Annotated in this window: 10 protein-coding genes, 19 tRNA genes and 1 pseudogene; 8 read left to right on the top strand and 22 right to left on the bottom strand. The window is 48.0% G+C overall.

Translation table 11 applies throughout. The annotated features are described in order from the left end of the window. Nucleotides 1-26: 26 nt before the first annotated feature. Entirely contained in the window at nt 27-875 is an 849-nt protein-coding gene (locus ACMUEV_RS14520) for an alpha/beta fold hydrolase (RefSeq protein WP_190653142.1), read from the top strand. Nucleotides 876-905: 30 nt separating this feature from the next. On the opposite strand, the gene ACMUEV_RS14515 is transcribed toward ACMUEV_RS14520, so the two are convergent. Then, entirely contained in the window at nt 906-1,976 is a 1,071-nt protein-coding gene (locus tag ACMUEV_RS14515) for a hypothetical protein (protein WP_242044760.1), read from the bottom strand. Nucleotides 1,977-2,476: 500 nt separating this feature from the next. Between ACMUEV_RS14515 and ACMUEV_RS14510 the strand changes: the two genes are divergently transcribed. From ACMUEV_RS14510 to ACMUEV_RS14500, 3 genes are read left to right on the top strand one after another with little or no spacing between them, the layout of a single operon-like run. Further along, nucleotides 2,477-3,934 (top strand): efflux RND transporter periplasmic adaptor subunit, encoded by a 1,458-nt coding sequence (locus tag ACMUEV_RS14510; RefSeq protein WP_242044759.1) that lies wholly within the window; start codon nt 2,477-2,479, stop codon nt 3,932-3,934. Nucleotides 3,935-3,943: 9 nt separating this feature from the next. Continuing rightward, a complete protein-coding gene (locus ACMUEV_RS14505; RefSeq protein ID WP_190653141.1) occupies nt 3,944-5,158 on the top strand; it encodes an ABC transporter permease in 1,215 nt (404 codons plus the stop codon). Nucleotides 5,159-5,160: 2 nt separating this feature from the next. Next, on the top strand, nt 5,161-5,880 hold the full coding sequence (locus ACMUEV_RS14500; RefSeq protein ID WP_017288424.1) for an ABC transporter ATP-binding protein: 720 nt from the start codon (nt 5,161-5,163) through the stop codon (nt 5,878-5,880). Nucleotides 5,881-5,941: 61 nt separating this feature from the next. On the opposite strand, the gene ACMUEV_RS14495 is transcribed toward ACMUEV_RS14500, so the two are convergent. Beyond that, on the bottom strand, nt 5,942-6,907 hold the full coding sequence (locus ACMUEV_RS14495; RefSeq protein WP_190653140.1) for a stage II sporulation protein M: 966 nt from the start codon (nt 6,905-6,907) through the stop codon (nt 5,942-5,944). An 85-nt stretch (nt 6,908-6,992) separates the two neighbouring features. Between ACMUEV_RS14495 and ACMUEV_RS14490 the strand changes: the two genes are divergently transcribed. Beyond that, a complete protein-coding gene (locus tag ACMUEV_RS14490; RefSeq protein WP_190653139.1) occupies nt 6,993-7,811 on the top strand; it encodes a DUF975 domain-containing protein in 819 nt (272 codons plus the stop codon). 43 nt (nt 7,812-7,854) lie between these two features. After that, nucleotides 7,855-8,622, top strand: coding sequence for an RDD family protein (locus tag ACMUEV_RS14485; RefSeq protein ID WP_017288427.1), 768 nt, complete (start codon nt 7,855-7,857; stop codon nt 8,620-8,622). Between the two features lie 31 nt (nt 8,623-8,653). Here ACMUEV_RS14485 and ACMUEV_RS14480 read toward each other — a convergent pair. From ACMUEV_RS14480 to ACMUEV_RS14455, 6 genes are all read right to left on the bottom strand, one after another. Then, nucleotides 8,654-8,736: transfer RNA gene (locus ACMUEV_RS14480), tRNA-Ser, on the bottom strand. Nucleotides 8,737-8,818: 82 nt separating this feature from the next. Next, nucleotides 8,819-8,892, bottom strand: a tRNA-Ala gene (locus ACMUEV_RS14475). A 4-nt stretch (nt 8,893-8,896) separates the two neighbouring features. Beyond that, nucleotides 8,897-8,969, bottom strand: a tRNA-Arg gene (locus tag ACMUEV_RS14470). Between the two features lie 6 nt (nt 8,970-8,975). Beyond that, nucleotides 8,976-9,050, bottom strand: a tRNA-Arg gene (locus ACMUEV_RS14465). A gap of 63 nt (nt 9,051-9,113) precedes the next feature. Further along, nucleotides 9,114-10,256, bottom strand: a complete 1,143-nt coding sequence (locus tag ACMUEV_RS14460) for an IS4 family transposase (protein WP_190653138.1) — start codon at nt 10,254-10,256, stop codon at nt 9,114-9,116. 176 nt (nt 10,257-10,432) lie between these two features. Then, a tRNA-Thr gene (locus ACMUEV_RS14455) sits at nt 10,433-10,509 on the bottom strand. Between the two features lie 73 nt (nt 10,510-10,582). Here ACMUEV_RS14455 and ACMUEV_RS14450 point away from each other — a divergent pair. Both ACMUEV_RS14450 and ACMUEV_RS14445 read left to right on the top strand, forming a co-directional pair. Continuing rightward, nucleotides 10,583-10,696, top strand: a pseudogene (locus ACMUEV_RS14450) (hypothetical protein); the annotation flags it as partial. A 150-nt stretch (nt 10,697-10,846) separates the two neighbouring features. Beyond that, the gene (locus ACMUEV_RS14445) at nt 10,847-11,254 is read left to right on the top strand and encodes an HNH endonuclease (RefSeq protein WP_225885739.1); all 408 of its coding nucleotides are present in this window, start codon (nt 10,847-10,849) and stop codon (nt 11,252-11,254) included. A gap of 33 nt (nt 11,255-11,287) precedes the next feature. On the opposite strand, the gene ACMUEV_RS14440 is transcribed toward ACMUEV_RS14445, so the two are convergent. From ACMUEV_RS14440 to ACMUEV_RS14375, 14 genes are all read right to left on the bottom strand, one after another. Further along, nucleotides 11,288-11,362, bottom strand: a tRNA-Leu gene (locus ACMUEV_RS14440). Between the two features lie 11 nt (nt 11,363-11,373). Further along, nucleotides 11,374-11,445, bottom strand: a tRNA-Lys gene (locus tag ACMUEV_RS14435). Then, nucleotides 11,446-11,524 (bottom strand) — tRNA-Ile (locus ACMUEV_RS14430). It abuts the tRNA gene before it with no gap. A gap of 3 nt (nt 11,525-11,527) precedes the next feature. After that, nucleotides 11,528-11,604 (bottom strand) — tRNA-Leu (locus ACMUEV_RS14425). Nucleotides 11,605-11,608: 4 nt separating this feature from the next. Further along, a tRNA-Leu gene (locus ACMUEV_RS14420) sits at nt 11,609-11,681 on the bottom strand. A gap of 4 nt (nt 11,682-11,685) precedes the next feature. Further along, nucleotides 11,686-11,762: transfer RNA gene (locus ACMUEV_RS14415), tRNA-Pro, on the bottom strand. 8 nt (nt 11,763-11,770) lie between these two features. Beyond that, nucleotides 11,771-11,848 (bottom strand) — tRNA-Leu (locus ACMUEV_RS14410). Nucleotides 11,849-11,899: 51 nt separating this feature from the next. After that, nucleotides 11,900-11,974: transfer RNA gene (locus ACMUEV_RS14405), tRNA-Gln, on the bottom strand. A 36-nt stretch (nt 11,975-12,010) separates the two neighbouring features. Continuing rightward, a tRNA-Gln gene (locus ACMUEV_RS14400) sits at nt 12,011-12,087 on the bottom strand. A 5-nt stretch (nt 12,088-12,092) separates the two neighbouring features. Next, a tRNA-Asn gene (locus tag ACMUEV_RS14395) sits at nt 12,093-12,168 on the bottom strand. Between the two features lie 21 nt (nt 12,169-12,189). Then, nucleotides 12,190-12,262: transfer RNA gene (locus ACMUEV_RS14390), tRNA-Phe, on the bottom strand. Between the two features lie 13 nt (nt 12,263-12,275). Next, nucleotides 12,276-12,363: transfer RNA gene (locus ACMUEV_RS14385), tRNA-Ser, on the bottom strand. Nucleotides 12,364-12,366: 3 nt separating this feature from the next. Further along, nucleotides 12,367-12,451: transfer RNA gene (locus ACMUEV_RS14380), tRNA-Tyr, on the bottom strand. A 5-nt stretch (nt 12,452-12,456) separates the two neighbouring features. Next, a tRNA-Glu gene (locus ACMUEV_RS14375) sits at nt 12,457-12,533 on the bottom strand. Between the last annotated feature and the right edge of the window lie 49 nt (nt 12,534-12,582).

The following is a 12,582-nucleotide window of genomic DNA, read 5'->3' as shown; positions in this document are numbered from 1 at the left end:
ACACCTTACTCGTCCGTATAGATTTTATGTTCGCGAAGATTCGAGACACACAGATTTACTTTGATATCGAAGGAGCAGGACTCGTTCCCGATGGCGATCGCATGCGAGAAAAACCGATCGGTTTTCTCATTCACGGTGGCCCTGGCGCGGATCACAGTTCCTACAAGCCGACTTTTTCTGCCCTGAGTGATCAAATGCAACTCGTCTACTTTGATCATCGCGGACAAGGACGATCGGCAAGAGGCGACCAATCAACTTACACGCTCGATCAAAATGTCGAAGATATGGAAGCGCTTCGGCAACATTTAGGACTCGAAAAAATTGTTGCGATCGGCGGTTCTTACGGGGGAATGGTGGCGCTGACTTATGCGACTCGCTATCCCCAAAATCTCTCTCATCTGATTGCGATCGCGACCGTTCCCGATTTCCGCTTTCTCAAACGCGCTCAAACGATTCTCAACGAGCGAGGCACACCCGAACAAATCGCAATTGCCCAATATCTCTGGAATGGCAACTTTGAAACCGAAGCGCAACTTGCTGACTATTTCCGCATCATGCAGCCGTTGTATTCTGTGAGTCATCCTGTTGCAGAAGGTCGATCGCGCACGATTCTCTCGATCGATGCAATTAACATGGCGTTTGGAGGATTTTTGCGATCGTATAACGTTCTCGATCAGCTTCACAAAATCACTGTTCCTACGCTCGTCATTGGCGGACGGCACGATTGGATCTGCCAACCCGAATTCTCAGAAGAAATTGCCAACGCGATTCCCAACGCAGAGCTGAAAATTTTTGAGAACAGTGGACATCTCATCCGTTTAGATGAACCACAAGCCCTACTGAGTGCAGTTTCAGAATTCATTGCTAAAAAATAGGGGCAATCCCTCAGAATCGCCCCGTTTTGCCTATGCTTCGCTTGTTACGTTGTCCGTGCCTTCGTCGGTTCGACGTTTCACGGGCTTGGGAAGAGGTTCCGTCCGACGCGGAGCCGCCTGTGGTTGAGGCGCAGCTCCTGACGGTCTACGATCGCCGCCACTCGGTCTACGATCGCCGAACGGTCTTCTGCCGCCGCCACCACCGCCGCCGCCAAAACGCCCGCCTGGGCGAGAGAAGCGACCGCGTTCGATCTCCTCTTTCGACTTCTTCCGAGGCGGAATCATGCCGATCGACTTAGCAGTCATGACGACCAGATCTGCACCTTCGCGCTTCGCGTTAATTTCCCAGAAATATCCAACCGATTTTCCGGTCAACTCACCGCGCAATTTCAGCTTGAAGGCTTTTGCACGATCGTCTTTCTTGCGTGGAGCTTGCTGAATCTTAATCACCATCGACTTCTCTTCAGGCGTGTGAAAAATCACTTCGCCTCGAATCGAAAAGTAATTATCTTCTACCTCAGAAGAAGGCAGATAATTTGGGGTTTCCTCGGCTTCTGACTCTTCTTCAGACTTACTGAGATTTTCAGGCTCCCAAACTCCGACGATCTGAACATGCAGATCTTCGTGCTTCTCACGAGTGCGTGGATACACGACCCAGAGATGCTCTTGTTCGAGGTCTAAATGGTTTTTCACTAAACTCATCACCCGACCGAGCAGCACGGCTTCGATCGTGGTTCCATCTGCGGTCTTCATCTCGCCCCGCGTGAACTGTTCTTCAGACGGAGTATAGCGACCTCTCAAAAGCCCGATCGCACGATACTGCATCGGTTCGCTCGGAGCCGGAATCGGCTGCTGGCGCAAACTTGCAGGATCAAACAATTCGATCTCTGGCTCAGGAGGCTTCTCCACAGCAGGCGGAGGTGAGGTCGGAGCCGCAGGAGCAGGTTGAGGGCGCGCGACAGGTCGCACCAGCGGGCGCTGGGCGGTCGGCGGCTTTGGATCAGATGCATCTGGGGATTGTGGCATGTCAGAGCCTTCAGCCGCAGTCTCGGCGGCATAGGATTTAGGAGGCTGGAGCGGTCGGTTGGGCAAGGGACTCATAGGCTGTCATCGTCACAGGCTGAGGGCAAAAAGCAATCAGTCGCTTATTGTACTGAATGCAGGCTGGCTTTCAAGAATCCGAACGCTTTTAGACCGATTTACAAAAAAAATATTTCTCATCGGCTAAACTTGCGGTTGTTTCGGATTCTCCAGAGTGACTACGAGAATGCCATACTGGAAAATACGGCACTTCATAGACCTCTTTCTTAGCATCTTCGGCATCGTGTCAGCAAGAATACTATGCCTATGATACTGATTTCTAATGCCGTCCAAATCGCTTTGGAAGGCAACAATCTTAAGATTTCCCGTGATTTGATTGAGATCAACAGAGATTTCTGCCTGTGTGTCTCTGTTCGGAAATTTCGATATAGAAATCTACCCAGCAGTAGAGAGCCTAGAATCAATACTTATGGCGCTACACGAAACCTTGACAATTACGTTAAAATTTGTAAACGAGTAATACATATCGCTTCACATCCGTCGCCTCAGGAATCTTTCGGATGCGAAATGAAGTCATTGTGAAGCAGATGTGGATTAGCGCTCCTTATGTATTTAGTGTTTCACCGAGTTTGGTGAGTTTGAACATGCAAGTTCCGTTTTTTGGCAAGGTTGGCAAAAGTCAGCCATCTCGTTGGGTATTGGCATTGCTTGCAGCAGGCGCGATCGCGATTCCAAGTGGTGTATTTCTGGCTTCACGGCAGTCTAGCCCTCGTCAGGAAACCGCTACAATTTCTGTCGAATCGAAGACCGTGACTGCGAGAATTTCAGCGAGTGGCGAGATTATCCCAGTTCGCACGGTTAATTTAAGTCCGAAAACTGCCGGGAAGATCGTTCAGTTGCTAGTCGATCAAGGCGATCAGGTGACGCAAGGACAGGTTGTGGCGCGAATGGAAAGCCAAGATATTGAAGCAGAACGCAATCAGGCTCAAGCGCGAGTTGCGGAGGCTGAGGCGAAGTTAGATCAATTGAGAGCGGGAACGCGGGTTGAAGAACTGCGCCAAGGAGAATCAGAAGTTGCGAGAGCAGAAGGCGAAGTGCAGCGAGTGCGAGGATTAGTTGCGGATGCGAACTCTGCGCTAGATTTTGCTCGAACTCAAACGCGCCGACAGCGAGATCTGGCAAGCCAGGGGGCAATTTCGGCGAATTCACTGGATGAATTTGTGCGACGGGAACAGAATGCGAGTCAAACGCTGAGTCAAGCTCGTGCTCAGTTGAGCCAAGCAGAAGCTCAGTTGAGTCAAGCGAACCAACAATTAGAACAGCGTCAGAATGGGGCGCGACCGGAGGAGATTCGGCAGTCTGAGGCACAGTTAGCATCCGCGATCGCTCAGCTTCAGCAAGTCCAAAACCGTCTTGAAGATACATTCATCCGCGCTCCTTTTTCAGGAGTCATTACTCAGCGATATGCCACCGTTGGAGCGTTTGTCACGCCGACGACTCAAGCCACTGCTGGGGCTGACGGTTCTGCATCGACTTCGATCTTCGCTTTAGCCAGCGGATTAGAAGTACGGGCGAAAGTGCCAGAAGTGGATATCGCTCAAATTAAACGCGGTCAAGAAGTCGATATTCGAGTCGATGCTTATCCGCAAGAAACCTTTAAAGGTCGAGTTCGTTTAATTGCTCCTGAAGCTGTGACAGAGCGGGATGTGACATCTTTCTCAGTGCGGATTGATATTCTCACAGGACGCGACAAACTGCGATCGAAGATGAATACCGATGTCAGTTTCTTAGGCGATTCGATTCCTGAAACGCTGGTTGTTCCGACGGCTGCGCTTTCAACTCAGAAAGGTAAAACAGGCGTTTGGGTTCCCGGTGAGAACAATAAACCGCGTTTCCAAACCGTGACGACTGGACTGAGTTTTGATAACGAGACTCAAATTTTAGAGGGAATTAAGGCAGGCGATCGCATTTACGTACAGCCACCTGCAGGACAGAAAATCGAGAATTCCAATCAGTAGGGTAGAGCAATGGATTTTGGTGAGAGCTTAAAAATGGCAGCGAAGACGCTGACTGCCAACAAGCTTCGCAGTAGTTTGACAATGTTGGGAATGATCATTGGCAATGCGTCGGTTATTGCCATGATTGGAATTGGACAAGGCGCGCAAAGGCTTGCTTCTGAGCAATTTGAATCGTTGGGACCGAATGTATTGTTTGTGTCACCGGGCGGAAATCAGGCACGGCAACGGACGAATAATATCCCGAGAACCTTAGTCTGGGACGATGCAAAAGCGATCGCTGAACAAGTTCCGAGCGCAGCAGGCGTTTCTGCCCAGAAAAATGCTTCGTTTCCAGTGGTGTATGGCAGTCGAAATTCTACGTCGCTGATTGTGGGTGCGACTCCTGAATTCTTGACGGTGCGGAGCTTTGATGTTGAAAAAGGGCGATTTATTTCCGAGATTGACTTGAAGCGAAATCAGCGAGTCGTCACGTTGGGCGCAGATTTGGCAAATCGGTTTTTCGGAGATAAAAATCCGATCGGAGAAGAGATCCGAATTCGCAACGTCAGTTTCAAGATTGTCGGTGTTCTGCAAGCGAAAGGCTCTTTTCTTGGCAGTAACCAAGACGACGCGGCTTATATTCCTTTAACGACCATGTCGAGTACTTTGACGGGTCGATCGCCCTACGGATTAGATCTGTCGTTTATTTCGATTTCAGCGAAAGATGAAGCGAGTATTCCGGCGGCTGAGTTTCAGATTACAAACTTACTCCGACGACGACACAAAATTGTCACAGATGATGATTTCACAGTGCAAACTCAGAAAGATATTTTGCAAATCGTTGGTACGATTACGAGCGGATTGACGGCAATGCTAGCGGCGATCGCGGCTGTTTCTCTGCTGGTTGGCGGTATCGGCATTATGAACATCATGCTGGTTTCTGTGACGGAGAGAACTTCAGAGATTGGTTTACGCAAAGCGATCGGAGCATCAGGGAATGACATTCTGATGCAATTTATGATCGAAGCTGTCATTCTTTCAGCAGCAGGTGGATTAATTGGAACGATCGTTGGTGTGGGCGGTGTGGTGCTGGTAGCTGCCTTTACGCCGCTTGAAGCGATCGTTGCTCCTGCTGCCATTATTCTTGCCGTTGGAGTCTCAGGCTCGATCGGATTAGGATTTGGTGTGATTCCTGCTCGCCAAGCTGCCAAACTCGACCCCATCGTTGCGCTCCGGAGTGCTTAATCATGCCAAATTCAGTTATTATTCGCTTAGAAGAAGTTACGAAGGTCTACGGAATCGGAGATACAACTGTTCATGCTTTAGCAGGAGTCGATCTGATCGTCGAACAGGGTGAGTACTGCGCGATTATGGGGGCTTCTGGGTCGGGTAAATCGACGATGATGAACATTATCGGCTGTCTTGATCGACCGACTGCTGGACGGTACTATCTCGACGGAGAAGATGTTGCTCAGTTAGACGATCGTGCTTTAGCTCATATTCGTAATCAGAAGTTGGGCTTTGTGTTTCAGCAGTTTCATTTACTTCCGCAACTGACTGCATTAGAGAATGTGATGTTGCCGATGGTTTATGGGAATGTACCTGCTCAAGAGAGGCGCGATCGCGCAACAGAAGCGTTGATCAAAGTCGGCTTAGAGCAGCGCATGCAAAATAAGCCGACTCAGCTTTCGGGGGGACAGCAGCAACGGGTTGCCATTGCTAGAGCGATCGTCAATCGTCCGGTGCTATTGCTAGCAGATGAACCGACAGGTGCATTAGACTCGACCACGACTCAGGAAATTCTGAATATTTTTACCGAGTTGAATGCGAGTGGAATGACAGTTGTGATGGTAACGCACGAACCAGAAGTTGCTCGGTGTACTCGGCGAGTGATTTGGTTCAAAGATGGACAGGTGCTAACGCCTTACTTAGCTCCAGAAGAAGTAGGCGTTGCAACCGTGAGCTAGGAAATTCAGGAATGAATTGATATCTCCTGCGAGAGAAGATCTAGCAAGTTTCTCGCGATCGCTAAACATGCTCTCGCTGGCGACTGCAATAGCGAATCAATGCAATGAATAAGCCAATGCCTGCAAAATATTTCAGGGGATCAGGCACGATTGGACTCGGTGAGAAAAAGCCTTCAATCACGCCTGCAACAATCAACATGGGAATAACTCCAAACATGAGTTGTGCTGCCTTCAAACTGTAGACTTTAATCGCATCAATCCGTCGATACTGTCCTGGAAACAGAATGCCTCTTGCAATTAACAATCCTGCTCCGCCAGAAAAGAAGATGGCAGGAAGTTCCAACGAACCATGTGGAAACACAAACGCCCAAAATGGAAAAGCGAGATTGTTCTGTCCCACTAAAGTGCCTACACCCCCAATCAGCAAGCCATTCATAAATAGCAAGAAGATCGTAAATAGTCCGAGTGTCATACCCCCTGCAACGGCTCGAAAAGTCACCCCTAGATTGTTCGTCATAATCTGGCTTGCTGCTTCTGGTTCAACTCCTAGAATCGAACCCATCCAGAGTCTCCCGTCATCCCGTACAGTGCGAATCAGATGGTCTGGAACAATCATTTCGAGAAACTGCGGATCGCGCCAGGAAAACCACCAAGCGATTAATCCACCTAAGCAAAATATTCCGGTTGCGATCGCAGTATAGCCGAACGTCTCCTGCACCACCGCAGGCAAGCCCCATTTGTAAAAGTCGATCGCAGTTTTCCAATCTTGCTTGCGCGATCCCTGATAAATCTGACTATATCCACGAGAGGTGAGCCGTTGTAAATCCTGGACGAGCGTATTGCCAACCTGGGCTTGATTGGTGCGTGCTCTGGCTAGATCGGCAGATACCGAGCGATATAAACTGGCAAGACTTTTAATTTCTTGTGTCGAGAGCGATCGTAATCCTCGCTTTTCTATCCGGGTGAGAAGTTCGTCTAATTGTTTCCAATTCGGCTCACGTCGAGCAATCCAGCGCTTAACATTCATAGTTTGTAAAATTTTCGGGTGTTTCGGACAACCTCGCCTAAGATAGCCTCAGACCGTACGGTTTGATTCATTCACGTCGAAATTTATGTCTAATCTTAGCCCTAGTAATCCCATTCAGCCCCTCAGTGTTGGAGATGTGATCAGTGCAGGTGTGCGTCTGTACCGCTCCAATCTCAAACGATACTTGATTTTAGTGTTGCGGACTTATCTTTGGATTTTTGTTCCCGTGTACGGATGGGCAAAAAGTGCAGAAATCACGGGTCGCATCTCTCGCCTTGCTTATCAAGAATTAATTAATCAACCAGAGACTCTCACTGAAGCTCAGCAAAACACTGAACCAAAAGTCTGGAATTTTCTAGGCGCGGGATTACTGATGGGGTTAATTGTGATTGGGATATACATGGCTTTTTTAATTGCCTTTTTCATCCTGATTGTGATTACAGCAGCATTAACAGCAGTGAATCCGCCGTTAGGAATCGTTGGTGGCTTGTTAATGGTTGTTGCATTCATATTTGGATTGTTTACTTTTATCCGGATTATGTCTCGGGTCTTTATTTATGATGCGGCGTTAGCGATCGAGGATAATCTGGATGCTTCGAGTTGTATTGGTCGCAGTTGGAATCTGACGAAAGGATCGGTCGGTCGGATTCAGTGGATTTTCTTTGTCACATTCATCCTGACGCTGATCGTCAACGTTCCTTCTCAATTTGTGGGTGCAGCGGTTCCTGTAGGGGAAGATACTGATCCTGCCATTGCTGTGACTGCAACACTCTTGTTTTTTGCGATTAGCCTAATTGGCAGTGCGTTCATTACTCCGCTGTGGCAAACCATTAAAGCGGTGGTGTACTACGATTTGAGAGCGCGACGAGAAGGTTTTGGCTTGGAATTGCGCGATCGCGGTTAAAGTGGGAATGACTTGAGATAGTCCTCCTTATCGAATCACGGTCATGAGTCTGTTTAACCACATCAAAGTCCGCACTCCAGAGAGCGTCGAATTAGAGTTTACGCTCGCAGGAATTGGCAATCGTACGATCGCGCTGATTGTGGATTACCTCATCTGGGGTGCGTTGCTGATCGGTGTATTAATGGTTTGGTTAATTCTGTCTGTCCAAATTCAGCAGTATTTTCCAAATACCAGAAACATTGAGATGTGGTTGACTGCCATTTCGATCCTGCTTTCGTTTGCCATCTACACGGGCTATTTTGTTCTGTTTGAAACCCTATGGCAGGGACAAACGCCAGGAAAACGCTATACCAAAATCCGAGTCATTCGAGATGATGGGCAGCCAGTGGGGGCAACTCAGGCAATTTTACGAGCATTGGTTCGCCCGATCGATGATATTGCTTTTATCGGGATGTTGTTGATTATTCTGACGAAACGCGAAAAACGTTTGGGAGATTGGATCGCGGGAACTTTGGTTGTTCAAGAACAACGTCCGATCTCGTCTGCGAATTTTAAGCTGTCTCCAGAAGCAGACTCGCTGGCAAATCAACTAGTCGCAACTCAAAATGTCGCCGTGTTGTTACCTGATGATTTTGCCGTCATTCGGGAGTATTTGCAACGTCGATCGATGTTAGACAATCGAGCTAAAAATGATCTCAGCCTGAAGTTAGCAAGACAGGTCAGAGATTTACTAGAGATGAAAGAGCTTCCATTTGAAATGACAGCAGATTTGTTTTTGGAAGCAGTCTACTTGGCATATCAGAGACAATAGACTCAGAACCAGTAGACTTAGAAACAATAGACGGAGAGTAGAGGAATCGAACCCCCAGGTTTTACCCAGTCTCGGTTTTCAAGACCGATTGCCGACCATTTAGCGATACTCTCCATTTGGGGTGACTGACGAGACTCAAACTCGCTAACACTAGTTTCACAGACTAGCTCCTCGATCACTTCGGATTCAGTCACAGTGGATTCGGCGGGATTTGAACCCGCAACCTATCGTGTGCAAGACGATCGCTCTCCCAGTTAGAGCTACGAACCCAAGGCAGGAGTGATAGGACTCGAACCTACAACATCCAGGGTCGAAACCTGGTACTCTTCCAATTGAGCTACACTCCTATGTTTTGGCGAGAGTGGTAGGACTCGAACCTACACAGATCGGTTTAGAAGACCGATGCCCTTCCATTAGACGACACTCTCAGATAGTTCTCAGATAGTAAAAAATTGGTATGGACAGCGAGACCTCAAGGGGTGACAACGAAGCTAGAGAGCAGACTGGATCAAGGAAATGGCATTGAGACCTCGCTGAAAAAAGGGACGTTTTTGCGGCTTGAGTGCCATCAACTTGGTCGCCAGAGTTGACCACAATTGCAAGGGTTCAATCCACAACCTGCCATACAAGCCAATCCAGAAATTGCTATGTCGGTTTCGGGTTCGCTTCGGCTCCTTGACTCGACCGACGTAGCATTGCACTTGCTTTTGGCGAATGCGTCGTCCCTGAAGCGTTGAGAGCGAATAAGCAATGGCAATCAGAACCAGTAGTGCATTGAATCGGCGTGAATCGGCATGGCAATCTTCGAGATGATAGCCACCGGATTTGTAGTCTTTGAACAGCGGCTCAATGGAGAAGCGATTAGAGTAAGCTTTCAGAGTTTGTTCGGCACCGACGAGATTGGTCAGCAGATACCAAGCATCAGAATTCGATTGACGGTAGGCGCGTTTTTGGCGCAAGACTAAATTATGCTTGCCGAACCCGCGATTTTGCGTGACTTGAATGTGCAGATATTGCTCAGTGATTCCGGGCGTTTGTGGCAAATCGTCGAGGCGAGTAAACGCATCGCTGTCATTCGGTTTGATGGTCGTACTTTTCGGTAAACGGAACACGAATTTGACTTGTTTTTCCACACACCAAGCAGCAAGCTCGATACTGTGAAACTCACGGTCTCCGAGCAAAATGAAGCGATACTTTTTCAACAGATGAAATACCGGACATAACACTTTTCGTTGTTCAGCCAGCGAACTCTGTCCTTGCTTGTTCAGCCACATCCAGTGCAATGGGATTGCCCGCTTCTGGTATACAAGACTCACCATGATCAAGTTATGGTTTTGCCATTGCGTCCGGTCAATCACCAGGTGAAGCGGAGTTCTACCTGAGTAATGTCGTTTGATCCACTGCTTGACAATCGGAAACCAGATCGCTTGTGGAGTCAGTTGCGGCAGACTCAAGAATCGCTGAATATTCCGCCGTCTGCTCTCAAATAGAATCGGTTGCGGAAACAGGGTCGCTATCCGTTCAATCGTAATTCTTCGCTCTTTTTGCAACAGTTCGACCAAGATTTCTAGCGTCACAAATTGCGCTTCCGTTAATTGCGATTGTAAACAGGTTTGATAGAATGAGGGCAACATCTTTTAGATTGATGAGGTGAAACAAGTGGAATCACCTCATTTTTTCTGTCTCTCAATGCTGCTATCCGGCATCCTTTCTACCGTTCAGTCGTGTTGTCACCCCTTAAGCAGCGAGACTCGAACTCGCACCCAGAGTTTGGAAGACTCTCATGCTACCGTTACACTATATCCACAAATGGGGCTGATGACAGGAATCGAACCTGCAACTAGCTACTTACAAGGTAGCTGCTCTGCCAAATTGAGCTACATCAGCAAGAACTTGAAATACTGTGTAAAACTTTCTAGACAGTTTTTCTAACGCATTTAAGAACGCTTATAGTATTTTCATGGCTATTAATCCTCCTCCAAAAACATGCCTACACTGCGGGCAACTCTTTCATAGGCGCGAAAATGAGCGTCTTTCTGACTTCAAAAAGAAGAAGTTTTGCGATCGCTCTTGCTCTGCGTCGTACAACGGTAGGATGTTTCCCAGAAAAATTACAATTTCACCAACAGGGGGTATTCTTCCCTGTCAACGATGTTCTGCACCTATTCAGCTTAAGCGAGCAGCAAGAGGTGGGTACTACAAGAGAAAGTACTGCGATTCATGTTTGAAACGTTCTCTATCCGAACATGGCACAACAGTTATTGCCAAGAATACTAAAGAGTACCAGGCTAAGAGAATCAATGTTCTATCTTTAACAAAAGCAGAATTGTTTAGTAGAAGAAAGAACTGGCAATCAGCTAGAACTAGCATTAGAAATCATGCCTCAAGAATCTATCTTGCTAGTGGTGGTCGAAAACAATGTGCTATTTGCGGGTATAGCTTGCATATAGAAATCTGCCATAGAAAGCCTGTTAGTCAATTTTCAGATCATGCTCTTATCTCCGAAATTAATGCTTTTTCAAATTTGATTGCTCTTTGTCCAAATCATCATTGGGAGCTAGATAATGGATTACTCTTGTTGAAAGAGTTGGACGCGGGGCTGGGAGTTGCACCCAGTGATCGCAGCGTATGAGACTGCCGAGCCACTCCTGCTCTACCCCCGCTATACCCCCGACTGGACTCGAACCAGCAAGACGCTTATTTTAAGTAAGCGATGTCTTCCCAATTGCATCACAGGGGCAGATGGTCTAGTGGGCGCTACAGGAATCGAACCTGTCTGAGTCTGATTAAAAGCCAGATGCATCACCGCTCTGCCAAACGCCCTGGTACACCGAGCAGGACTCGAACCTGCTAGTAACACGCTCATCAGGCGTGCGCGTAGACCAATCCCCGCCTTCGGTGCATTTGGTACTCCCGACAGGACTTGAACCTGCATAAACTCCGTCCCTCAAACGGAGGCGTTTACCGTTTCGCCACGGGAGTACAGTACCCCTGGTGGGAGTCGAACCCACAAATTCTGGTTTCTAAGACCAGTGCATATTCCGTTCTGCTACAAGGGTGAATTGGTCGGGATAGTAGGATTTGAACCCACAACCTTCGACTCCCAAAGTCGCCGCGCTACCAAATTGCGCCATACCCCGATCGTGTTTGGTACTCCTGATGAGATTTGAACTCATACGTGAACTATTTTTGAGATAGGTGCCTCTACCAGTTGGGCTACAGGAGCAAAAGACAGGAGGATAGAAGTGCTGACCCAAAAGCATTTCATGCCTCCCGACTGGGAAGGAAGGAATCGAACCTTCAACCATCTGTTTCAAAGACAGATCGCTTTACCTAATTTGCGTACTTCCCACTATCGATTTGAATGATCTGAATGATTTGAATAGTTTGGATGCCGAGGTTGGATTTGAACCAACATCTCCATGATTCAGAGTCATAGCAACTTTCCAAGTCGTCCACTCGGCATTGATTGGCTGCCCTAGTAGGATTTGAACCTACATCCCTCCGATTAACAGTCGGATGCTCTGCCAGTTGAGCTATGGGGCAATGTTCCTGAAGATTTCAGGATGGGAATGGCAGGGATCGAACCCGCGTCCTCAGAGCTTCAACCTGATGCTAAAACCAACTCAGCTACATTCCCTGAAAAGTTTGTTTGGCGGAGAGAGTGGGAGTCGAACCCACAGAGGGGATTAAACCTCGATCGTTTAGCAAACGACTTGCCTTGCCAATGGCGACCTCTCCATTTGGTGGGTCGAGTTGGATTTGAACCAACGATGCTTGCGCAACCGTTTTACAGACGGCTTCCTTGATCAGACTTGGATATCGACCCAGATTTGGCAGTGCTGACGGGAGTTGAACCCGCAAACGCAACTTTGAAAGAGTTGTGGCTTTACCAATTTGCCTACAGCACCATGAAATTTGATTTGGCGAAGGGACTGAGACTCGAACTCAGATCGTCGG

Source organism: Leptolyngbya sp. FACHB-1624 (assembly GCF_047649235.1).
Classification (GTDB): domain Bacteria; phylum Cyanobacteriota; class Cyanobacteriia; order Leptolyngbyales; family Leptolyngbyaceae; genus Leptolyngbya; species Leptolyngbya boryana.
Note: the sequence above shows the minus strand (reverse complement) of the source record. Positions and strands in the feature narration are given on the sequence as shown.

What these genes read in the sequence shown, in the direction of transcription:
- ACMUEV_RS14515 (WP_242044760.1), bottom strand. Translation starts at nt 1,976, where the DNA reads ATGAGTCCCTTGCCCAACCGACCGCTCCAGCCTCCTAAATCCTATGCC.
- ACMUEV_RS14485 (WP_017288427.1), top strand. Translation starts at nt 7,855, where the DNA reads ATGAGTCTGTTTAACCACATCAAAGTCCGCACTCCAGAGAGCGTCGAA.
- ACMUEV_RS14460 (WP_190653138.1), bottom strand. Translation starts at nt 10,256, where the DNA reads ATGTTGCCCTCATTCTATCAAACCTGTTTACAATCGCAATTAACGGAA.
- ACMUEV_RS14500 (WP_017288424.1), top strand. Translation starts at nt 5,161, where the DNA reads ATGCCAAATTCAGTTATTATTCGCTTAGAAGAAGTTACGAAGGTCTAC.
- ACMUEV_RS14505 (WP_190653141.1), top strand. Translation starts at nt 3,944, where the DNA reads ATGGATTTTGGTGAGAGCTTAAAAATGGCAGCGAAGACGCTGACTGCC.
- ACMUEV_RS14495 (WP_190653140.1), bottom strand. Translation starts at nt 6,907, where the DNA reads ATGAATGTTAAGCGCTGGATTGCTCGACGTGAGCCGAATTGGAAACAA.
- ACMUEV_RS14520 (WP_190653142.1), top strand. Translation starts at nt 27, where the DNA reads ATGTTCGCGAAGATTCGAGACACACAGATTTACTTTGATATCGAAGGA.
- ACMUEV_RS14490 (WP_190653139.1), top strand. Translation starts at nt 6,993, where the DNA reads ATGTCTAATCTTAGCCCTAGTAATCCCATTCAGCCCCTCAGTGTTGGA.
- ACMUEV_RS14510 (WP_242044759.1), top strand. Translation starts at nt 2,477, where the DNA reads ATGCGAAATGAAGTCATTGTGAAGCAGATGTGGATTAGCGCTCCTTAT.